At 35.0% G+C, this 21,658-nt stretch carries 18 protein-coding genes, 2 tRNA genes and 1 pseudogene; 12 read left to right on the plus strand and 9 right to left on the minus strand.

Features of this window, described 5'->3' with window-relative positions; all coding sequences use genetic code 11:
- Position 1 precedes the first annotated feature (1 nt).
- Entirely contained in the window at positions 2–481 is a 480-nt protein-coding gene (locus tag FS875_RS04165; RefSeq protein WP_144753566.1) for an outer membrane protein assembly factor BamE, read from the minus strand.
- Positions 482–704: 223 nt separating this feature from the next.
- Between FS875_RS04165 and FS875_RS04170 the strand changes: the two genes are divergently transcribed.
- The 5 genes from FS875_RS04170 to FS875_RS04190 all read left to right on the plus strand — a co-directional run bounded on the left by FS875_RS04170 (position 705) and on the right by FS875_RS04190 (position 4,596).
- Entirely contained in the window at positions 705–1,262 is a 558-nt protein-coding gene (locus FS875_RS04170; protein WP_144753451.1) for a YceD family protein, read from the plus strand.
- A 156-nt stretch (positions 1,263–1,418) separates the two neighbouring features.
- On the plus strand, positions 1,419–2,489 hold the full coding sequence (plsX, locus tag FS875_RS04175; RefSeq protein WP_144753454.1) for a phosphate acyltransferase PlsX: 1,071 nt from the start codon (positions 1,419–1,421) through the stop codon (positions 2,487–2,489).
- A gap of 49 nt (positions 2,490–2,538) precedes the next feature.
- Entirely contained in the window at positions 2,539–3,513 is a 975-nt protein-coding gene (locus FS875_RS04180; protein WP_144753457.1) for a beta-ketoacyl-ACP synthase III, read from the plus strand.
- A gap of 77 nt (positions 3,514–3,590) precedes the next feature.
- Entirely contained in the window at positions 3,591–3,914 is a 324-nt protein-coding gene (locus tag FS875_RS04185) for an integration host factor subunit alpha (protein ID WP_005773477.1), read from the plus strand.
- 178 nt (positions 3,915–4,092) lie between these two features.
- Positions 4,093–4,596, plus strand: a complete 504-nt coding sequence (locus FS875_RS04190; protein ID WP_144753460.1) for a MerR family transcriptional regulator — start codon at positions 4,093–4,095, stop codon at positions 4,594–4,596.
- 1,105 nt (positions 4,597–5,701) lie between these two features.
- Here FS875_RS04190 and thrS read toward each other — a convergent pair.
- The 3 genes from thrS to FS875_RS04205 form a co-directional block, all read right to left on the minus strand.
- Positions 5,702–7,678 carry a threonine--tRNA ligase gene (gene thrS, locus FS875_RS04195; protein ID WP_144753463.1) on the minus strand — a complete coding sequence of 659 codons (1,977 nt, stop codon included), beginning with the start codon at positions 7,676–7,678 and terminating at the stop codon, positions 5,702–5,704.
- A 110-nt stretch (positions 7,679–7,788) separates the two neighbouring features.
- Complete coding sequence (gene yidD / locus FS875_RS04200) at positions 7,789–8,139, minus strand: membrane protein insertion efficiency factor YidD (protein WP_144753466.1); 351 nt, start codon at positions 8,137–8,139, stop codon at positions 7,789–7,791.
- Positions 8,106–8,567 (minus strand): iron-sulfur cluster assembly scaffold protein, encoded by a 462-nt coding sequence (locus tag FS875_RS04205; protein ID WP_144753468.1) that lies wholly within the window; start codon positions 8,565–8,567, stop codon positions 8,106–8,108. The genes yidD and FS875_RS04205 overlap by 34 nt, the downstream gene beginning before the upstream one ends.
- 126 nt (positions 8,568–8,693) lie before the next feature.
- On the opposite strand from FS875_RS04205, the gene folE reads away from it, so the two are divergent.
- From folE to FS875_RS04225, 4 genes are all read left to right on the plus strand, one after another.
- Positions 8,694–9,317 carry a GTP cyclohydrolase I FolE gene (gene folE, locus FS875_RS04210; protein WP_144753471.1) on the plus strand — a complete coding sequence of 208 codons (624 nt, stop codon included), beginning with the start codon at positions 8,694–8,696 and terminating at the stop codon, positions 9,315–9,317.
- 136 nt (positions 9,318–9,453) lie between these two features.
- A tRNA-Leu gene (locus FS875_RS04215) sits at positions 9,454–9,538 on the plus strand.
- A 204-nt stretch (positions 9,539–9,742) separates the two neighbouring features.
- Entirely contained in the window at positions 9,743–10,930 is a 1,188-nt protein-coding gene (locus tag FS875_RS04220; RefSeq protein ID WP_144753474.1) for an alpha/beta hydrolase, read from the plus strand.
- A gap of 134 nt (positions 10,931–11,064) precedes the next feature.
- On the plus strand, positions 11,065–11,559 hold the full coding sequence (locus FS875_RS04225; RefSeq protein WP_144753569.1) for a hypothetical protein: 495 nt from the start codon (positions 11,065–11,067) through the stop codon (positions 11,557–11,559).
- Between the two features lie 1,234 nt (positions 11,560–12,793).
- On the opposite strand, the gene FS875_RS04230 is transcribed toward FS875_RS04225, so the two are convergent.
- Complete coding sequence (locus FS875_RS04230) at positions 12,794–13,018, minus strand: hypothetical protein (protein WP_144753477.1); 225 nt, start codon at positions 13,016–13,018, stop codon at positions 12,794–12,796.
- A gap of 885 nt (positions 13,019–13,903) precedes the next feature.
- Here FS875_RS04230 and FS875_RS10970 point away from each other — a divergent pair.
- Positions 13,904–14,434, plus strand: a pseudogene (locus tag FS875_RS10970) (PDDEXK family nuclease).
- Between the two features lie 231 nt (positions 14,435–14,665).
- On the opposite strand, the gene FS875_RS04245 reads toward FS875_RS10970, so the two are convergent.
- The 4 genes from FS875_RS04245 to FS875_RS04260 form a co-directional block, all read right to left on the minus strand.
- Positions 14,666–14,741 (minus strand) — tRNA-Thr (locus tag FS875_RS04245).
- Positions 14,742–14,928: 187 nt separating this feature from the next.
- Positions 14,929–16,287, minus strand: a complete 1,359-nt coding sequence (accC, locus tag FS875_RS04250) for an acetyl-CoA carboxylase biotin carboxylase subunit (protein ID WP_144753480.1) — start codon at positions 16,285–16,287, stop codon at positions 14,929–14,931.
- 14 nt (positions 16,288–16,301) lie between these two features.
- Positions 16,302–16,802 (minus strand): acetyl-CoA carboxylase biotin carboxyl carrier protein, encoded by a 501-nt coding sequence (gene accB / locus FS875_RS04255; protein WP_144753483.1) that lies wholly within the window; start codon positions 16,800–16,802, stop codon positions 16,302–16,304.
- Between the two features lie 257 nt (positions 16,803–17,059).
- On the minus strand, positions 17,060–17,932 hold the full coding sequence (locus FS875_RS04260; protein ID WP_144753485.1) for a DsbA family protein: 873 nt from the start codon (positions 17,930–17,932) through the stop codon (positions 17,060–17,062).
- 338 nt (positions 17,933–18,270) lie between these two features.
- Between FS875_RS04260 and glpD the strand changes: the two genes are divergently transcribed.
- Both glpD and dusA read left to right on the plus strand, forming a co-directional pair.
- A complete protein-coding gene (gene glpD, locus FS875_RS04265) occupies positions 18,271–19,803 on the plus strand; it encodes a glycerol-3-phosphate dehydrogenase (RefSeq protein ID WP_144753488.1) in 1,533 nt (510 codons plus the stop codon).
- A gap of 525 nt (positions 19,804–20,328) precedes the next feature.
- The gene (gene dusA, locus FS875_RS04270) at positions 20,329–21,312 is read left to right on the plus strand and encodes a tRNA dihydrouridine(20/20a) synthase DusA (protein ID WP_144753491.1); all 984 of its coding nucleotides are present in this window, start codon (positions 20,329–20,331) and stop codon (positions 21,310–21,312) included.
- Positions 21,313–21,658 lie beyond the last annotated feature (346 nt).

Here is a 21,658-nt window from a genome sequence, read left to right on the forward strand (position 1 = left end):
TTTAATTAGGAACTGGTGGATTCGCAGGACCTTTTATAATTTGAATTAAGAAAGGGTGTTCTTTTGTTATAGTTGGTGTTGTTTGCGTAATGAAATCAAATACTTGACCGTCTTGTAGACCATAGTGAGCAACTTTTGTAACCTGATTGTTTTTATTGAAGTAAATAGCTAAAACTTTGCGGTCAATAATTTTTGTTTTCATAAATTGCATCCCACGATAACGTGTTTGTGAGATGTAATAAAAGACTTCATTATCATATTTTGTTTTTAATGAAGGTGTTCCTAAAGTTAAAAGAACTTGCTCTTGACTTGAGCCAACAGAAATAGAACTTAGAGCATTTTTATCAAGAATATAACCCTCTCTATAAATTTGGCTTGACCCTGAAGAATCAAGAAGACTACAACCCGCAAGTGTTACGATGCTTGCTATTGATAGACCAACCAACAATTTACGTTTGATTAAGGCCATTATGTGAGGCATTTGAAACAATGATATCTCCTTTTTATACTGAGATGTACGACAAGAAGGCAATCTCAAGTTTTTCTAATTTTAGCTTAATCTACCGTAGCTTACATTGAGTTTCCCTGTTATAAGGCAAATTATGCCATATAGAATTTCTTTAGAAAAGAAAAAAATGAATGAAATATACTTGAGCTAAATAAAGGCACAGTGTTTTATAGGTTTTCATATTTGGGAGTTGTCAATGAATGTTCAAAACGTTTCTCAAATGACATTTGCTTTGGCCTATCCAATATCGGTCCGTTCCCTTCCTGCTAAAGGGATAAGAGTTCATCTTTGTGCAAACAAAAAAGAATGTACAAATTTAGCTCAAAACCATGATTTAGTTGAAGTAAAATCTTGTGAGGGAAAATTTCATATTCTTCCGTGGAAAAAACGCGGTGTGCGTATAAAAGGTTTGTTGCAAGCGCATATAGTACAGTTATGTGTTGTTACATTAGAACCATTAGAAAATATTCTTCGTGAAAATATTGAGGTTGTTTTTGTTCCCGAAGATTCAAATTTAACGAAGCCCAAAATATCAGAAGATACACGAGAATTGTTTTTAGATGTAGAAGGGCTTGATACACCAGAAGTATTTTATAATGATCGAATTGATATTGGTGCAATCATGGAAGAGTTTTTTGAGTTGTCTATTAATCATTATCCACGTAAAGAGGGGATAGAAATGCATGTGGTTAAAAATTTAGAAGAAGCAGAAAAAAAGTTTTCGCCATTTTCTGTTTTGAAAAGTTGGAAGTGATTGTAAAAACATAAAAAAATTATCTATTGTATGCTATGATAAAAACGGTACTTTCTGTGGAGCTGTTCTTACAAGATATGTTTTATGAGTGTTTAATCACCCAAAATCATAATATGTATTTAAAAATGTAAATGAAAAGATGTGGGATATGAAAGCGTGATTAGAATTTCTGTGGATGTCATGGGTGGTGATTACGGTCCAGAAGCAGCTATTGCAGGAGCAGCAATTGTCCAAAAATATTTGTCAGATGTTTATTTTCTGTTTTATGGGATAGAAGAGGTTGTTCGGCCAGTTTTAAAAAAATATCCCCGTTTAGATTCTGTATCGCGCTTTTATTCTACAGAAAGCTACACACGCATGGATGAAAAGCCAAGCCAAGCCCTTCGCAATGGACGTGGTAAATCATCAATGTGGTATGCCATTGAAGCGGTAAAAAATGGTGAAGCTGATGCTTGCGTTTCTGCTGGTAATACGGGGGCTCTTATGGCCATGTCTTATTTTTGTTTAAAAATGTTGGCAGAGGCTGAACGTCCTGGTATTGCGGGTATCTGGCCAACCCTTCGCAGGGAGAGTATCGTTTTAGATATTGGAGCAACGATTGGTGCATCTGCCCGTCAGTTGGTCGATTTGGCGGTTATGGGAGCGGGGATGTTTCGCGCTTTATATCATACGGAAAAACCAAGTGTTGGACTTTTAAATGTGGGGGTGGAAGAGGTTAAAGGACTTTATGAAATAAAAAAAGCAGGCATGATATTGCGTGAAGTGCAATTAGAAGGATTGGAATATAAAGGATTTGTTGAGGGAAATGACATTGGAAAAGGGACAGTCGATGTTGTTGTAACAGAAGGGTTTTCTGGTAATATTGCTTTAAAAACTGCAGAAGGGACCGCGCGACAAATAGCAGAGATTTTAAATTCTGCCTTGCGCAGTTCTTTTTTAACATCTCTTGGTTATTTTTTATCGCGGGGGGCTTTTCGTACACTGAAAAATAAAATGGATCCCGATAGGGTGAATGGAGGTGTGCTTTTAGGTTTGAATGGTGTTGTCATAAAAAGTCATGGCAGTGCGAACGCTAATGGCTTTGCTTCTGCTATCCGTGTTGGTTATGAAATGGTTAATAATGGGCTTTTACAAAAAATAACGGCTGATTTACGGCGGTTTCATGAGAATAAAGATACACTTTTTGATCAGGAAGATGAAGTGGTGATGAGCGGAGAATCCTTATGATAAGCTCTTATAATGGAAATAAAAAGTTTGAAGAAAAGGTGAGAGCTGAATGATTCGATCAATTATACGTGGTGTAGGAAGTGCTTTGCCGAAAAGAAGTTTATCAAATGATGAGATTGCAAAGTTTGTTGAAACGTCAGATTCATGGATTGTTCAACGTACAGGAATACATCAACGTTATATTGCCAATGAAAATGAAACAACGGTTTCTTTGGGCGTTGAAGCTGCGCAAGCAGCTCTTATAAATGCTGGTCTTACAATAAAGGATATTGATTGTATTATTTTAGCAACCTCAACGCCAAATCGTACGTTTCCTGCTTCTGCTGTTGAAATTCAGAATGCTTTGGGAATGAGCCATGGATTTGCTTTTGATATTCAAGCTGTTTGCTCTGGTTTTATTTTTGCTTTAACAACAGGAGATTCTTATTTACGCTGTGGAGCCGCTAAAAGAATTTTAGTGATTGGGTCCGATACATTTTCTCGAATTTTAGATTGGGAAGACCGTACAACATGTGTTTTGTTTGGTGATGGTGCGGGGGCTGCTGTTTTGGAAGCACAAGAAGTTGAAGGGCAAGGTGCTTTTGAGCGTGGTATATTGTCTGCAAAATTGCGTTCTGATGGTGCTTATATCGATAAGTTGTATGTTGATGGTGGACCTTCAACAACACAAACAACAGGTTATTTGCGTATGGAAGGACGAGAAGTTTTTAAATATGCTGTTGGTATGATAACGGATGTGGTTGATGATTGTTTTGCAGCTGCAGGTATGGATTCTTCACAACTCGATTGGTTTGTGCCTCATCAGGCTAACAAGCGCATTATTGAAGCATCTGCTAAAAAACTAAAGATTTCGCCAGATAAAGTTGTAATTACTATTAATCAACATGGTAATACCTCTGCAGCATCGGTGCCATTAGCTTTAACGACAGCTCTTTGTGATGGAAGAATAAAAAAAGGAGATCTTATCATGTTAGAAGCCATGGGAGGTGGATTTACATGGGGAGCAGTTCTTATTCGTTGGTAAATGATGGTTACTTGACCATATTTGAATAAAACGTATAAGTCATTTTGTAATTTTTAATATTTTAATAGGTGGTTATAATGACAAGTAAGACAGTAACGCGTGCAGATTTAGCGAGCGTAGTTTGTAAAAAAGTGGGCTTGTCACATACTGAATCAGCAGCTTTGGTGGAATTGGTTTTGGATGAGATTTGCAACTCACTTGTAAGAGGTGAAGCGGTTAAATTATCTTCTTTTGCAACTTTTCAGGTTCGCAGTAAGAATGAACGTATTGGGCGCAATCCTAAAACAGGTGTTGAAGCACCTATTCCGCCGCGACGTGTTGTGACATTTAAGGCTGCAAATATCCTTAAACAGAGAATTTTAGATTCGCATCGTGCAAGACAGAAAAATAATCTCTCATAAATAAATACTATGGTAATGTTTGGTATTTGTTAAAAAATGTATAAAATAAAGACTTATGTTTTAAAAAAGCTGTTTAGTAAGTAGTTAAGGTCCTATTTTTGACTAATCTTGTTGAGAGATTGAGACGTAATGAATCATTATCAAACCATTTGTTGTGTTTTAGATAAGGTGTTGCAAAATGGATAAAAGCTCTGATGCTTTTCGCACAATTAGCGAAGTAGCCGAATTATTGGAGCTTCCGCAGCATGTTTTAAGATTCTGGGAAACACGTTTTAGGCAGATTAAACCAATGAAACGTGGAGGAGGAAGGCGTTACTATCGTCCTGTCGACGTTGATTTGCTTAATGGTATTAAGCAGTTATTGTACGATCAGGGTTATACGATAAAAGGTGTGCAGCGCCTTTTGAAAGAAAATGGTGTTGCTTTTGTGTCTGCATTTGGTAATGGTGATCTTGAGGCTATGAATATTGTCATAGAGAAAAGACAAGCAGGACAAACTTTTGAAAATACGAGCAATAAACCTAAAAAATCTTCTTTTGGGCTTTTGAGTTTTATGAGAAATGAGGGAGAAACCTCTGTTGGTTCTGTAAATCTTTACAAAGATAAAACTGATAAAGCATTATTGCAAGAAATCCTGTTTGAACTCATTGAATGTAAGCGTGTTCTTGATAGAGCACGATAACAATAATATTTTTCATTTTTAGCAAAACACTTGTTTTGAAAGTTTTTTATAAATCAATATTTAGCGTTTAGCACCGCAAGGTATTTTGTAGATATTTAGACGCTTTATAAATGTGGCTCAGGATTTACTATATTAAATGAGCAACTCATATGCCTCGTGTGCGTAGTTGACTATCTTTTTTAGAAATAATTTTTATTTGATCAAATATGAAGAGAGGAAAGAATGAATAGCGAATTTTATCATTCTCCTTTGATTTAGTTTTATAACTCTCAAGAGCAGTTATAAGCGATATCCTTATCAGTGTAGATTGCAAGGTGCTTTTATAGAAGCACTATTTATTGGATGTGCTCATTCACGTCCTTGTTTTTAAGAGATCTTTCTTAAGCTTCTCAAGCTTATTTCACGACAGCCTCCCATGAATAAGAACGTTAAATTCATTGAGCACCATTATTTTTGCGTTTTTGAAGAAATAAGTTGAGTATCTTCACACATTTTCTCAGCACTCAATATTGCAATAAAACCTTGGCACTTGAAATGGTTTAAGTATTTTTAGTCTTTTCAAAGTAGCTTTTATCACACGGGCTTATCTTTCTTATCACGTGCAAACGAATGATTTCGATTGCTGCCACATAAACAGATTTAAAATGAGAGAATCCTATGATATTTAAGAATCTTATTTAAGATAAATAACAGTATATTATCATTATAAATCAAATTATTATCTTTTTTTGATGAAGTTATCTTTTAATAAATAAGAAACATCATTATTCAACTAATTTATAATAGTTTTGTTTTTAATTTTTTTCTTGATGTTGATGTAAATATTGTAATGATCTGTCCGTGATAGTAGTGTCATCATCCTATTATATAAAAGATCAATTTCTATCAATTAGTTATTAATATTCAATTGTTTAAAATTATTGCATTTCAGTAGCTTATAGTGCTTACATTAAATTCTTTCCTCAGCCGCCCCCGTAAATTATCATAACGTATTTTACAGATAATCATCTATGAAACAAAAAACACGACACTATCAAATCATTTGATCTTATACAAAATTGATGGTTTATAGTAAGAAATTAATATCTTACCATCTTCTGTGATTTTATGCATTTATTACACGTTGTAAATCTGGAGGCGTAGACTCATTTAAGAGTTGCTTAATTGCCTCTTCTACAGATAAAAAGGTTTGGGTCGGACTTCCTAAGCGACGCACATTTACGCTGTTTGTTTCAGCTTCACGTTTACCACAGACCAAAATGACGGGAACTTTTTGTAAAGAATGTTCCCGTATTTTATAGTTAATTTTTTCTTTACGGAGATCTGTTGTTGCCGAAAGCCCAGCAGCTTTAAGTCTTGCCGTTATTTTTTTGGCATATTCATTTGCTTCGGATGTAATTGTCGCGACAATAATTTGTTCAGGAGCAAGCCAAAGTGGCATATGTCCAGCAAAATTTTCGATTAATATACCAAGAAAACGCTCCATTGATCCAAAAATGGCGCGATGGATCATAACAGGTTGGCGTTTTTCTGAATTTTTATCAATATAGAATGCACCAAAACGTTCAGGAAGATTAAAGTCTATTTGTGTTGTTCCACATTGCCATTCACGACCGATAGCATCCTTTAATGTATATTCAAATTTTGGACCATAAAAGGCTCCCTCACCAGGAAGGATACTTGTTTTGATTTGTCCCGCAAATTTTGTTTCAATTGTTTTAAGGACAGATTCCATGATACTTTCTGCATGATCCCATAATGCATCAGATCCAACTCGTTTTTCTGGACGTGTTGAAAGCTTAAGACTGATTTCTTTAAACCCAAAATCAGCATAAGTTGATAAAATAAGATCATTAATACTGAGACATTCATCGGCTAATTGTTCATCAGTACAAAAAATATGCGCATCGTCTTGTGTAAAACCACGCACACGCATAAGACCATGCAAAGATCCTGAAGGCTCATAACGATGAACGAGACCAAATTCAGCAAGTCTAATAGGCAAATCACGATAAGATTTTAAACCATGTTTAAAAATTTGCACATGACCAGGACAATTCATTGGTTTAAGGGCATAAACATTCCCATGATCTGAATCTTCTGCTGCTGGAATTGCTTTGAACATGTTTTCCTTATACCAGCCCCAATGCCCCGATATTTCCCAAAGTGATCTATCGAGAACTTGTGGTGCATTTACTTCGGCATATTGATGATCATCAAGGCGTCTACGCATATAATTGATCAAATTTTGGAACATTTTCCAGCCTTTTTGGTGCCAAAAAATCATTCCTGGCCCTTCTTCTTGAAAATGAAATAAGTTCATTTCACGTCCCAAACGGCGATGATCACGTTTTTCAGCTTCTTCTAGCATATGAAGGTAAGCTTTTAAGTCATTTTCATTTGCAAATGCTGTTCCATAAATTCTCGTAAGCATTGGATTATTGGCATCGCCACGCCAGTAAGCTCCTGCAACTTTCATTAATTTGAAAGCATTTCCGATTTGCCCTGTAGATTGCATATGCGGTCCGCGACAGAGATCAAACCACTCCCCTTGATAATAGATTTTTAAATCTTGATTGTCAGGGATACTGTCAATAAGTTCAACTTTATAAAATTCCTTTTTTTCAGAAAAAACTTTTCTTGCTTTTTCACGAGACCAAATTTCTTTTCTAAAAGGTTTATTGCGTTGGATAATTTCACGCATTTTCTTTTCAATGACGCTAAGATCATCTAATGTGAAAGGTTGTTGGCGTGCAAAGTCATAATAGAATCCGTTCTCAATCACAGGACCTATTGTCACTTGCGTTTCAGGAAAGAGTTCTTGCACTGCTTCAGCAAGGACATGGGCGCAATCATGCCTTATGAGCTCAAGAGCTCGTGAATCTTCTCGGGTAATAATCTCTACTTGACCAGATTGCCCTAATGGATCAGATAGATCTCGCATGATGCTATCAAGACGATAGGCGAGGGCTTTTTTTGCAAGTGATTTAGAAATGGATTCTGCTAATTCCAAGCCCGTCATTTCGGCAGGGTAATTACGTTTTGAACCATCGGGAAAAGAAAGAGAAATAGAGCAAGACATAAAAATACCCTTTTAATCCAATTCCGCCAACGATTGCGGATGGTTTCGTGAAAACTGAGCAAAAAGCTTATAAATTAATTTTTATCAATACATATGAAAAAAGAAAAGGATTATTTGTTGTGTTTTTCAGAAATTTTCCAGTAACGCCAAGGTTTATAAAAACAGCAAGAATTTCCAAGTGAAGGAGGGACTGGATCAAAGCCATCTGTTCCAAAGGGACCACAACGTATGATACGAAAGAGACCCATCCATGCACCAGCCCAAAGCCCATGGCGTGCGATCGCTTCATATATATATTCTGAACAGGTTGGGGCATGGCGACATTGATTGCCTATAAGGCTCGAAAGTGTTATTTGATAGAAACGTATTAAAAAAATGCCCAGTAATCGTCCAGGTGTTTTTTGCCAAGTCCCTGTGTAATTTCGAGTTATTTTTTTTTGTCGAAACTGTGATTTGAGCATTTATTTTCTTCTATTTGTTGAATGCAGTCTATCGTTGCATCAAAGGCTAGTAGTGTTGCAGCATGGCGCACTTTATAGTTTTTAATGGGCTGTAAGCAAGAAAAATCCTCAAAGGGAGCTTGAGGAGAAGGACCATCTTGGGTTAGCATTTGATAGATAACGTTACGTAATATTTTAAGATCTTGTGTTGTTTGTCCGATGATATGAGATGCTAAAAGTGACGCTGAGGCTTGGCCTAGAACACATGCATGTATTTCATGAGCAAAATCTATCACGATATGATCTTTCACTTTTAAATCTACAGTGATTGTTGAGCCACAAGGATGTGCTTGTTTTTTTGATGTTGCATCAGGATTATTAAGACGCCCAATTCTGCTTATATGCGCAGCATATTCAAGTATTTTATCACTATAGATATTGCCATTCATGCGCTATTGCCTGAAATTTTGAGAGACGTGATTGTTTAAACTTTTAATTCGCTTATATAAAGATTATACAAAATGAAATAGGTCTGTAGCAAATGTTTTTGTATAGAGTAAGGTTGGAGTTTTTGAATGCGTAATGTTGTTAAAGAAGGTGCAAAAGATTCTTTTTTATCTGAAGAAAAACGTCCGAGTATTGAAGAAGTAGAAGAAGCGATTCGTACATTACTCTTATGGGTAGGGGAAAATCCAGGGAGAGAAGGGCTTTTAGAGACTCCAAAACGTATAGCCAAAGCATATCGCGAGCTTTTTAATGGTTATCGTCAATCAGTTGAAGAAACCTTAGGAACAGTTTTTGAAGAGGTTTCAGGATACAATGAATCGGTAATCGTAAGAAATATTCCTTTTTATTCGCATTGTGAACATCATATGATTCCAATTATTGGAAAGGCGCACATAGCCTATCTTCCTGATGCAAAAATTGTTGGCCTTTCAAAAATCGCGCGTATCGTAGATATTTTTTCTCGTCGTTTACAAACACAAGAAGCGATGACAGCACAAGTGGCTCATGCTTTAGAAATGCACCTTAAACCTCGTGGTGTAGCCGTATTGATCGAAGCTGAGCATATGTGTATGGCTATGAGAGGAATCCAAAAGCAGGGATCTACAACAATTACAAAAAAATTTCATGGTCATTATGAAAAAGATCAAACTGCACAAGCTCATTTCATGATAATGGTTCAAAAATCATCGTAAAGCCCATATTTCATGTAATCTTTATTAAGTTATAAATCGTTTGAATAAAATAAATTATAAGAAAGAGAAAATTGGCTTGTACCTTTCTTTGTGATTTGTTAAAGGCTGAAAGCCAGAATGTTTTGCTTAACCACGTGCGGTCGTGGCGGAATTGGTAGACGCGCAGCGTTGAGGTCGCTGTGGGGCAACCCGTGGAAGTTCGAGTCTTCTCGACCGCACCATCGGCAATTAATTTCTTTGTAATGAGAAGAAGTTATATAGAGAAGAGAGGGTGGTTTATGCAAATTATAGAAAAAAGTTTCCCATTATAGAAAAATATTTCTTTGTGTGTTATTTTTGGTGTTTTCTTCATAGTTTGTTCATTTTTTATTACTTTATTTGTGCATTTAAAACGTTATATTTTTTATAGGTGGGGTGGAGTTACGGTGAGAAGTAGAGTGATTCTAAGATATTTAACACTTCTTATTTGTATTTCTTTATTATCAGCATGTAGTGATTCACGTGCCGTCCTGTGGCATGGGATACATGCAACGCCATCTATGATTGCAGTGCAAAAGGAAGTTGAAAGCAAACCAATTCTTCCGAAAGCTGTTGTTCCGGTGTATGTTGCAACAAGTCGTATGATGCAAAATGATTATGCTCAACCTTATGGCTCAGAGCGATCGAATAAAGTACACTATAATCGCGTCGACGTAGGAATTCCTCAGCAACATGTAAAGGGACTTGTTGAAATAAATGCGTATAAGCCTACCCATGATAAATATTTTGCAGCAGTCTCATTGCAAAAATATGATAATAAAGAACAGTTTAAACAACAATTAAATGCTGCTTTAGCAAAAAAGCCAAAAGGAAAAAGAGAAATTTTTCTTTTTATCCATGGTTATAATAACAATTTTGCAGATGGCACATTTCGTACTGCTCAGTTTACATATGATTATTCTTTAGATGTTGTTACTGTACATTATTCGTGGCCTTCTGCTGGGTCAGTCCCTCTTTATATTTATGATCGTGATAGCGCCAATTTTGCTCGTGATGGACTCATAGAGCTTTTAACACTCATCAGTAAAACCAAGGCAGATCGAATTTCTGTTATTGCCCATTCTATGGGTAACTTCGTTATTATGGAAGCATTTAGGACTTTAGCATTACAGGGAAAATATGAACCTATTCGTCGTATTATTAGTCTTTTAATGGCAGCGCCAGATATTGATATTGATGTATTTGAACGTCAACTTAATGATATTAAAAAACTACCTCAACCAACCGCCATTTTAGTATCTCGTGCGGATAAAGCACTTGCTGTTTCAGGGCGTCTTACCGGTGGACACCATCGGGTGGGAGATGGTTCAGACATTGAAATGTTACGTAAAAATGGCATAGCTGTTCTTGATTTTTCTCATGTTGATGGTGGAACGCATGATGTTTTTGCTTCTTCACCGACGTTGATGGCGCTTTCTCGAGAGGGGTCTTTGGCTTCAACAATTATGCAGGGAACAGAGTTATCACCTAGTCAGGCGCTTCTTGCTGATAGTAGCAGTGTATTAGAGAAAACAACACATCTTATTCTTTATACACCTTTACGTTTTCTCTCTCCACGGATTCCAGGTCGATAGCGAAAAAAGAGGAGCGGGGACTATCAAATAATGTATTGGAGGAATATTTTTTAGCACTTTCTTTAGAATAGCTTTGTAAAATAAAACTAAATAGCGAGATGAGGTGTAAAAAACTATTATTAGGTGGATTTATGATGATTGCACGGGAAAGCTATATCAATACGCCTTCAATTGTTGATTATTTATCTCATTCCGCAATTAAATTGTTAGAAATTCATGCTATGCTTGTGAAGGTGAGAAAAGGTGATATGGGGGAAAAACCAAATTTATTGCGTCAAATTGATTCTACAAAAAAACAATTAGATGAAATAAGCCATGCTCTTATTTTAGAATATCGTAAACGCCAAGAAAATGAGCGCTTTTTAAGACAGATTTTGCTCTCCATTTCCGATCAACTTTTTTCACTTAACAATGGTTTTAAGGAAACTGGACGTCTTTTCTTTCAAGAAATTAGAATACTACAATCTCAGATACAATGTTTATATGAGGGGAAGGAGAGGTTGCATTTGTTGAATAGCGAAGAATATCTTTATTCTCCATCAAAAATTGATGAGGTCATTAAACAGTTACAAAAAGCGCGAGAAAAGCTTATTGTTGAAAGCCCACATCTTTTTGAAAAAGAATGTTAAAGTAAAAAAAGATTTTCTAAAGCTAAGTATATTGATAAAAACACTTTCCTTTTAATTGCAAACAGTACATTTAAATTGCAGTTATTTTTCTCTTCCTTTTATTTTTTTAACAATATCAGTTCATAGAGCATTTCAAGTGTTATTTCAAAGAGAGAAAATATATTAACTATGCCGTATGCGGAAAAATATCTGATGATTTTAAAGAAGTGAAAGGCAGCAGAGGTCGCGTTGATTTATAAAATTTGACTCTCTTTAATCCAGTTTCTGAAAAATTAAAAATGATTGGCTAAACAGCCAATCATGGTAGAAACTGCAATCACAATGCTTATTTTATAAGTAAATATCATTTCGTTACTATAGTGTACAGCCTTGATACAAAAGAAAAAAGCCAATAATTACCTTTAAATCTTCACTCTTGACACTCATTTTTTTATTATTCATTGTGATATTTTGTCTTTATTATTTCAACTATATAACGCTTATATTATTTTCAAAACGGTAGAAGAGATTTATACAAGATATTCTTGAGGGGATTTTCATGGCTAAAATATAAATCAAAACATTTATAATTATGCTTCTTTGTTTACACAGACAGTAAAAATTTTAGCTTGTAATGCACTATTTTGTTGCTCTCATTCTAATTTGGATGTTGAAAATCTTTAAATTTTACAAGCAATACTTTAAGAAAAACTGCCTAAGTTTTATGGAAGATATCGTGAAATACACAGCTGAAGATTCTTTTACTTTTGCTTGGCATTATCGAACTATTTTTTCCAAAATGTTTTAATTTTCTCATTGTTTCTCCAACAATATTCCCCATTCCCAGTACCTGTTGATGTGACAGGGAGGATGAAATGGATCATAATGTTGACTATGGAGAATATAACAGCATCTTTAAGCCGATCGGTTAACAAAATCGATTGGAGGTGAGCATATGGCATGCTATCAATTGGTTGAATAACGGTGAAGTTCCCAAAAATTGCTTGCAATATAATAGCTACTTTTAAATTAATATCTATATTTTACTGCTGCTTGTAAAGTGATTGATCCTATACATTTTGAATATTTATCTAATGAGAAGCTTAACTTTTGAGGCAAAGAGTTTATGTTTGAATCAGAAGTGGGGGAAAATCGCTTTAAATATGTGTTTAATGACTTTTTAGAATAAACAGTCAAAAAGACTGATTTGCATAATAGCTATGTTCTATTTCGTGTTCACACACTGCTGGCTTTATTAGGCTATGTTGAGACCTTTTGGTTTAATCTGTTCAATTGTCTTATCAAGTTTTGTTGTGGTTTTGATTTTAATAAAGGGTTTTGCAGCATTGGCGTGCTTGAAATGGGCATAGATTTGATTGAAAACCTCTAAAAATGGATGACTTGAAGTTGATGCTTCAAAACGAATAGTGTGTTTATTATTGCCAATAATACATGTTGGCTTGGTGATAATTACTTTCATCTTCGCTTCTTTTGAAGCAATTAATTAATTAATGACATCATGGGTACTTAATAGCATTTGATGTTTATAAAATAGATTAGCTAATTTTATCAATAAAAACAGTGAATTAAGCAACTTTTTAGAGTTTAATACTTTATTAAACTTTAAGAAATGACTTTGAATTTTAAACACAATTAATGCTAGCATAGAAATGCTATTGATTACGATTTTTTATGCATTGTTAATAGAAAAAATCTGGATCTTGTGTTTTTTTGTTTTGAAAAAAATATATAGAGTTTTTAGAAGATTTTGGATGTTATAAATTCTTAAGCAATTATTATAAAAAGGAAAAGAAATGATAGGTTCAGAAATATTATATGTCATGCATGTGATATCAATGATAGTTATATCCCTCTTAACTATAGCGTTTTGTTTGCCTGCCGCCTTTTGAGTGTTATTAATACTTTGTGGATCATATGTAGTTACAAAATCTAGGATGAGAAGCTTCTCTACATTGATTAGCTAAATATTAAGCTCATGAGACGCTATTGTTAGAAAAAAGTTGACCTTGTTAAGCTTCTTTCTTGTGCACAATTATCAATTGCACGTAAAAGTTTTTATTCAATTAATATATCTTCACGTACGGATTCTGTATTATTTGTAGTAAAAAAATCTATATTAAAAAAGCTCCTTCTGATAAAGCTTTTTTGCTTTCTTTCTGTTGTATCACTTCTCCAAATTTTAAAGAAACAAGCACTTTATCCATATCTGCACAATAAAGTTGCAAGGCTTCGATTGCATTTGTAATAAGCCTTTTTCTTTATTGACTGTAGAGAATAGACTTTAAAAATCAGGAAATTAAACACTAAAAGCAGAATCTTCATCTTTATAAACAAGAGAAGGTAGATGCAGCTATACGATAATAGGCCGAGTATATTCATATCCAAGATATCAAATATTTACAATATACTCAGTAATAGAGCAAAAGGAATACTTATAAGAAAAGTGAGGGATACAAAATTAAGCTTATAACAGGACGGATTAACAGGAGAAATAAGCTAATCTTATATAATATCAAAAAGTGCTGTTTTATCCAGCATCCCACAATAGAAATGGCCGGTGCAAGCCCTGATAGATTTGTTGGTGAAGATGGTTTAATTGAGGTTAAATGCCTACAATAAATCGACTATCTATGCTGCTTTATAGATGGTGATATCAATCATGGATATGCAACAATGCAGTTATAAATAGTTTACGCTGGATGTAAATGATCAAGTTGGTTAGCTACAATTCGCATTTTGTAGGCAGATCATTTCACTTACGCATAAAAATCAAATACGTCGTCAACTATGATGAGAAAGAAATTAAACAGATCAATCAAGCTGTCGAAGTTTTTTTAAGAAAATAGGGCAAAGCATGAAGAATATCTTGATATAAGTTTCTTGATGTTATGGGGGCGCTTTCTTCTCCCATCACCTCTACCATTTCCATAATATAAAAAATAGAAGGGTAATGAGATAATATTTGATGATAGCGATAGATGTCTAATACCCGTGAATGTGTATATCTTTTTAGTATACCACAATAAAGATTTGCAACCGGGTGCTTCAAGAGCTATTTTCAAAGCCATATAAACTACAAGATGTGGTTTGAAAGGTAGTTTAAAAGTGGTGCCCCCAGAGAGACTCGAACTCCCGACCCCCTGATTACAAATCAGGTGCTCTACCAACTGAGCTATAAGGGCATGACCACGTAGGAGTTAGCACAAACTTACAAAAAGGAAAATAGAAAATTATAAATTTTTGTACATATTAAAAGAAAATTATATAACAAATAAAAAATAATCAGCTTATTTCTTTTTTAACAATGTTTACAGCAGCGTTGAAATTATCCTTACTTATAAAATTTGATGATAGTCTATCGTTCTTGAATTAAAAGTCTGAAGAAGTTTGTTGCTGAGAAAGATACTTCTCTAGCCAGTGAATATTATAGTTACCGTTTGCAACATCTTGATTGTTAATGAGCTCACGAAAGAGAGGAAGTGTTGTTTTTATCCCATCGACGACAAACTCATCTAAAGCACGCCGTAAACGCATCATACATTCTAAACGGGTACGTCCATGAACAATCAATTTTCCAATCATGCTATCATAATAAGGAGGAATCCGATAACCTGAATAAGCACCTGAATCAACACGAATTCCTAAACCTCCAGGGGTATGAAAATGTGTAATGGTTCCCGGTGATGGGGTAAAGGTGAGAGGATCTTCTGCATTAATACGGCATTCAATGGCGTGACCGACGAAACAAACATCATCTTGTGTCACTGAAAGCTTGCAACCTGATGCAATATGAATTTGTTCATGAACTAAATCTATGCCTGTAATTGCTTCAGTTACAGGATGTTCGACTTGTAAACGCGTATTCATTTCAATGAAATAGAACTCACCATTTTCATAAAGAAATTCGATAGTACCAGCTCCACGGTATCCAAGTTGAGCACAGGCATTTGCAACAATACTACCAATTTTTTTTCTTTCAGTTTCATTAAGTGCAGGTGACGTAGCTTCTTCCCATACTTTTTGATGCCGTCGTTGAAGTGAACAATCACGTTCTCCTAAATGAATAGCATTTCCCGCACCATCACCTATAACTTGTATTTCAATATGACGAGGCCTTTCTAAATATTTCTCTATATAAACAGAGTCATCACCAAAGGCTGCTTTTGCTTCTGAACGTGTTGTTTTAAGCGCTATCGAAAACTCTTGTTCAGAATGAACGACTTTCATACCACGTCCACCACCACCGGCAGACGCTTTGATAATAACGGGATAACCAATTTCACGAGCAGTGCGTAAAGCATCTTCTTCTTCTGTGACAGCGCCATCTGAACCAGGAACGACAGGAATACCAAGTTTTTTGGCAGTTTTTTTGGCCTCAATTTTATCGCCCATGATTCGAATATGAGCCGCCGTTGGACCAATGAATGTAATATCATGGGCTTCTAAAACATCTGCAAATTTTGCATTTTCAGAAAGAAAACCATAACCTGGATGAACTGCATCAGCTCCTGTAATTTCACAAGCAGCTATAATTTGCTGAATACTCAAATAAGAATCTCGAGCGGGAGGAGGGCCAATACAGACACTTTCATCAGCAAGACGAACATGCATTGCATCTGCATCAGCAGTAGAGTGAACAGCTACGGTTTTTATACCAAGTTCTTTACATGCACGTAAAACGCGAAGAGCAATTTCTCCCCGATTAGCAATGAGGATTTTTCGAATCATAGCTGCCCCTCGCTTTATTCAACAATAATAAGTGGTTCACCAAACTCAACAGGTTGCCCATCTTCGACAAGAATAGTGGTTACTTTACCTGAGCGTGGTGATGAAATTTGATTCATTGTTTTCATGGCTTCAATGATTAGTAACGTCTCTCCTTCAGAAACATTTTGTCCTACTTCTACAAATGGTTGAGCACCTGGCGAAGGGGCAAGATAAGCTGTGCCAACCATTGGAGAGGTTATGGTATTTTTTGATTTATCTTCTTGGAGAGGTTGTATGGGAGATTCGGTTGTTGAGACTGGAGAAGATGTTGCAGAAAAGCTAGGAGTGGCAACAGGGGAATAAATTACTTGTTCAGAAGAAGTTGAGCTATTTTGGCGTGAAACACAAATACGAAGTTCCCCTTGTTCAACTTCAATATTTGTTAAATTTGTATCATTCAAAATTTCAGCAAGATCGCGAATAATTTTCGTATTAATTGCGGCATATTTTTCCGAATCTATTTTTTTTGTTGCCATTTTATTTCTAACTCCTTGATCAATGAAGATCACCATTATCTCATTTTATGACTGAACATCTCTAGATTAGGGATGATATCTCTTGAGGCTTTAAAGATTTTTATTTCCTTTAAGTCATTATACTTTGCAATTTTTTAAAACTCGTATCTGCTGTATACAAAATTGCATTTATAAGCTTGTTGTTAAAAAAGAGAAAGCATAAAATCACTTCATTTACAGTATTCTTCCTAAAATGGATTGGGTATAAAAAAAGCTATTCACTGTATATTGTCGATCTCTTGTTTTAGCAGATCTTGGCTGGCTGCACCGATGAGTATTTTATTACCGATAATGTAAGAAGGCGTTCCTGTAATATGAAGTGTAGAGGCAATTTGAATATTTTCTTGAAAGGTTTTTTGCAGATTAGGATCTTTTATTGCATTCCGGAGTTTTTTTTCATCTGCTCCTAATGAAACAGCTATTTTTATAGCTTTAGCTTCATTCACACGCCCCTGATGTATTAAAAGCGCTTTGTGAAACTGTGGATATTTTTCTGGAAATTGTTTTCGAAATGCATAGGCAACAGTATGAACCGCTATAGAATCAGGTCCTAAAATTGGCAAATCCTTGATAATGACTCGTAGATCTGGGTACTCTTTTATCAAATTTTCTATATCCGAATAGGAATTCTTACAATGCTGACAGTTGTAATCAAAAAAATCAACAAGTACTTTTTTGCCATTTGGATTACCTAAAACAGCGTCATGAGGAGAGTGAAAAATCTCCTTTTTTAACGAATGGATGACAGAGGTTTGTCTTTCGCTTTCGTATTCATTTTGCTTTTCTAGCTTGTCTTGAAGGATAAGCTGCATTTCAATCATAATTTCTGGATGAGTAAGAAGATACTCTCTCACAATTTGTTGAATTTGATGAGAATCGATATGGGGGGTAACTTTTTCCTTAAGCTTAGATAAAAAGTTAGAATCTTCTAAAAGTTGTATTTTAAGATTTTCTAAGTTTAAATGATTTTCTGTTTTGAGGGGTGATGTTGCATTTGATAAAGAAGGGAAAAAAATTAAATTACTCAACAGAACAGAGGCTAAAATTTTTGAAACAAGTGTTCCTTTTGGGCTTTGAAGTTGATGAGTCATCTGTATCCCTTCATATTTTCTATCGTGTTATTTAAGTGAACTATATGAAAAGCGTTATCTCTGTGCAATAAAGCATTAGCTATAGTTGTTATTCACAAATGAGCAAAAACGTCAATTTTTCTCTAAAAAACTTTATATGATGCACATTTTTAAAGATTATGTTCTTTTAAAGGATAAAAAAACTCTCTTTAATTTGTCAAATGTTGTTTTGATAAAAGGGTATCAAAAAAAAATTTTAGGCATATTTATTGTGGAAAAAAACAGGTTGATAATACAATGAAGTGCACTTGTATTGATTTTTTACTGTTACTTTATTGAGTAGTGTGAAACAAAATTAAATCATGAAAAGTAAAATTATGAAAACCACAACGCATTATGAGCTGTTTATTATTGGGGGAGGGATAAACGGGTGTGGATTGGCAAGAGATGCAGCTGGACGCGGTTTTAAAGTAGGATTAGCTGAAATGAATGATCTTGCATCGGGGACATCGAGTGCATCAACAAAGCTTATTCATGGGGGGCTTCGTTATCTTGAACACTATGAGTTCAAACTAGTTCGTGAAGCGTTAAAAGAACGGGAGATCATTTTACGTATGGCTCCGCATATTGTGCGTCCTTTACGTTTTCTTCTTCCTTATCATAAAGAATTGCGCCCTGCTTGGATGTTGCGTTTGGGACTTTTTATTTATGATTATTTAGGGAAATGGAATCAGAAATTGTGGCGCAGTAAAACGATTAATTTTTCAAAAAAGTTTTGCTCTACACTGAAGAAAGAATATCAGAGAGGTTTTGAATATTCTGATGCTAGAGTCGATGATGCCCGTTTAGTCATTGCTAATGCGCGTGATGCAGAAAAATGCGGGGCAGATATAAAAGTACGGACAGAAGTTCTCTCTTTAAAAAAAGAAGAGAAAAAATGGTGTATCGTTCTGCAAGACAAGTTAAGTGGTAAAGAATACAGTATTACAGCCTCTTATATCGCGAATATGACAGGACCGTGGATTGATCATGTTTTGACAAGCGTATTAGATTGTAAAGAACATCCACCCGTACGGCTTGTTAGAGGCTCTCATATTTTGGTTCCAAAGCTTTATACGCATGATCGTGCTTATATTTTTCAAAACGGTGATGGGCGTATTATATTTGCTATTCCCTATCAAGAAGATTTTACTTTGCTTGGCACTACAGATTGTAATTATCAGGGAAATCCAGCCAATGTTCATATTACAGATGCAGAGATCGATTATATTTGCGCAGCCGCCAGTGAATATTTCATACAACCTGTATCGCCTACAATGATTGTTTGGTCTTACTCTGGAGTTCGTCCACTCTACGATGATGGATCTTCAAAAGCACAAGAAATTACGCGCGATTATATTTTAAAAGAAGTGGGAACGGAAAGTACACCAAAAATTCTTAATCTTTATGGTGGAAAAATTACAACTTATCGTAAATTGGCTGAAGATGCGATGAAATTCGTTGAAAAAGCGCTTGGTAAAAAGGGGGAATCATGGACTGCTAATGCAGTTCTTCCTGGCGGTAATTTTCCTTATAACCAATTAGATACAATCGAAAATAGGATTGCTCTTTTGACGCCAGATTTAGATGCTTTTACACATCGCAGACTTGCACGCTCCTATGGTACAGAAGCATTGGTGATATTTGCAGATGGTAAGGCGAATAGAGGAAAAAATTTTGGACATGGACTTTATGAAATAGAAGTAAAATGGTTGATGGAAAAGGAATGGGCAAAAACATGTGAAGATGTGTTATGGCGTCGTTCAAAACTTGGTCTTTTCTTTAATGATCAAGAGGTTGAGATTCTTTCTTCCTATATGCAAAGTCAAAAAGAAATTGAAAAACGTTTATAGCTGTTTAATTTTAGCAGATTTTACCTGAAATATTGCAAAATATTTTTCCTCAGAAGATCTTAATGAAAGAATGAAGTTTGTCTATCTTATGAGGGAAAATTTAATAAATATAACCAAGAAAGATGCATTGTGGAAAAAATAAAAGTACTTTCTATCACCTTTGTTTTACAATGAATTGAAAAAGGCTAAAGAAAAATAAGCCGATCATGGAAAATTGTGGAATGTTTTAGTTTATTATTTTAAACTCTCTGGTAAAATCCGTGAGGATGAAAAGTTAATGACATAAAAGATTTGCAAATGAGTTTTTTACATTACAGGTGAAGATCTTCTTTTTCATGTTTATATACTTTAGCGTTACTCTATAAAAATTGTAGTTTAGTGTGCTTGATTATCGTCAACCTTTATATCAATTGAATAAAGGCGCTGTTGGTATATTCATAATGGTTTTAGAGAATAAAGCTTTCTGTAAACTAAAAGGTGCGTATTTTTCAGAGAGAGATACGGGGATATAAAAGCAGTGCCTTCATGATATTTTACAATCTTCCATCGCCTATAAAATTTGCAGTAGCACCAATGTTGGACTGGACAGACCGACATTGCAGATTTTTTTATCGTCTTTTAACAAAAAAAGCACTTCTTTATACGGAAATGCTGGTAGCAGATGCCGTCATTCATGGTGTTCGTGAACAATTGTTGGCTTTTAGCCATAAAGAATGTCCAGTTGCGTTACAATTAGGGGGGGAAGATCAAAAAAAATTAGCAGAGGCTGCACGGATTGCTGAAGATTTTGGTTATAATGAGATAAACCTCAATGTTGGTTGTCCATCAAATCGTGTTCAAGCAGGTGTATTTGGGGCTTGTTTGATGTTACATCCTGATACTGTGGCAAATGCTGTAGAAGCCATGAAAAAAGCAGTTACGATACCTGTAACGGTCAAATGTCGTCTTGGGGTTGACGAGCAGGATGAAGAATTAGCTTTAGATCTTTTAGCAGAAAAAGTTTGGAATGCAGGATGTGATGCCCTTTGGGTTCATGCGCGTAAAGCCTGGCTAAAAGGATTGAGTCCAAAAGAAAATCGCAATATTCCGCCCCTTAATTATGAAAGAGTTTATAAATTAAAACGTAAATATCCTCATAAATTCATTGGGATAAATGGTGGAATTAAATCAATTGATGAAATAAAAAAGCACTTGATTTTCTGTGATGCTACCATGGTTGGTCGCCAAGTTTATCATGATCCAACTTTGTTAAAGCATATTGATTTTGAACTTTATGGTGAGTCGCATAATAATTTGAGTGAGAGTGATCTTATTGAAACCATGTGTGATTATGCGGCTCGACATATTGCATCGGGAGGGCGTCTTTCTCACGTGACGCGTCATATGATTGGTTTATTTCATGGGCGGGGAGGGGCACGTCGATGGCGGCAAATATTATCTAATGAGGCGACAAAACCAAATGCAGATATCTATATTTTGAAAGAAGCTTTTTCCGCTCTCATGGGATAAAAGGAGACATTAACATGTGTAAAGCTCAGATCCTTTGTATTTTGATTATTTGAATTTTATAGTTTTGGGAAACTTAGAACTTTTATTATGGAAAGAATATTAGAAATTATATATTGAACGGCATGTTGATGACGTCGATTAGACAGAAAAATAGGTTAAAGATATCCTGTAAAGGTCATCATAAAATCTTGATGCTATTTTGAATCTTGCATGTTTGTTACTGGGGGAGAAAATAGAATATAAAAGTCTTTACTATAATATTTAATATTTTTAAAACACTGTTTAAAAAAGCAATAAATTATTCATACCCTATCTATATGACGTGATTTTCATTAAATATTGTAGA

The sequence above is a fragment of the Bartonella saheliensis genome (assembly GCF_902162175.1).

Excerpts from the sequence above, each read along its gene's own strand:
- accC (WP_144753480.1), bottom strand. The coding sequence starts at position 16,287 with ATGATTCGAAAAATCCTCATTGCTAATCGGGGAGAAATTGCTCTTCGC.
- FS875_RS04180 (WP_144753457.1), top strand. The coding sequence starts at position 2,539 with ATGATTCGATCAATTATACGTGGTGTAGGAAGTGCTTTGCCGAAAAGA.
- accB (WP_144753483.1), bottom strand. The coding sequence starts at position 16,802 with ATGGCAACAAAAAAAATAGATTCGGAAAAATATGCCGCAATTAATACG.
- FS875_RS04165 (WP_144753566.1), bottom strand. The coding sequence starts at position 481 with ATGCCTCACATAATGGCCTTAATCAAACGTAAATTGTTGGTTGGTCTA.
- FS875_RS04230 (WP_144753477.1), bottom strand. The coding sequence starts at position 13,018 with ATGAAAGTAATTATCACCAAGCCAACATGTATTATTGGCAATAATAAA.
- FS875_RS04190 (WP_144753460.1), top strand. The coding sequence starts at position 4,093 with ATGGATAAAAGCTCTGATGCTTTTCGCACAATTAGCGAAGTAGCCGAA.
- folE (WP_144753471.1), top strand. The coding sequence starts at position 8,694 with ATGCGTAATGTTGTTAAAGAAGGTGCAAAAGATTCTTTTTTATCTGAA.
- dusA (WP_144753491.1), top strand. The coding sequence starts at position 20,329 with ATGATATTTTACAATCTTCCATCGCCTATAAAATTTGCAGTAGCACCA.
- FS875_RS04170 (WP_144753451.1), top strand. The coding sequence starts at position 705 with ATGAATGTTCAAAACGTTTCTCAAATGACATTTGCTTTGGCCTATCCA.
- FS875_RS04205 (WP_144753468.1), bottom strand. The coding sequence starts at position 8,567 with ATGAATGGCAATATCTATAGTGATAAAATACTTGAATATGCTGCGCAT.
- FS875_RS04225 (WP_144753569.1), top strand. The coding sequence starts at position 11,065 with ATGATTGCACGGGAAAGCTATATCAATACGCCTTCAATTGTTGATTAT.
- thrS (WP_144753463.1), bottom strand. The coding sequence starts at position 7,678 with ATGTCTTGCTCTATTTCTCTTTCTTTTCCCGATGGTTCAAAACGTAAT.
- FS875_RS04260 (WP_144753485.1), bottom strand. The coding sequence starts at position 17,932 with ATGACTCATCAACTTCAAAGCCCAAAAGGAACACTTGTTTCAAAAATT.
- yidD (WP_144753466.1), bottom strand. The coding sequence starts at position 8,139 with ATGCTCAAATCACAGTTTCGACAAAAAAAAATAACTCGAAATTACACA.
- FS875_RS04185 (WP_005773477.1), top strand. The coding sequence starts at position 3,591 with ATGACAAGTAAGACAGTAACGCGTGCAGATTTAGCGAGCGTAGTTTGT.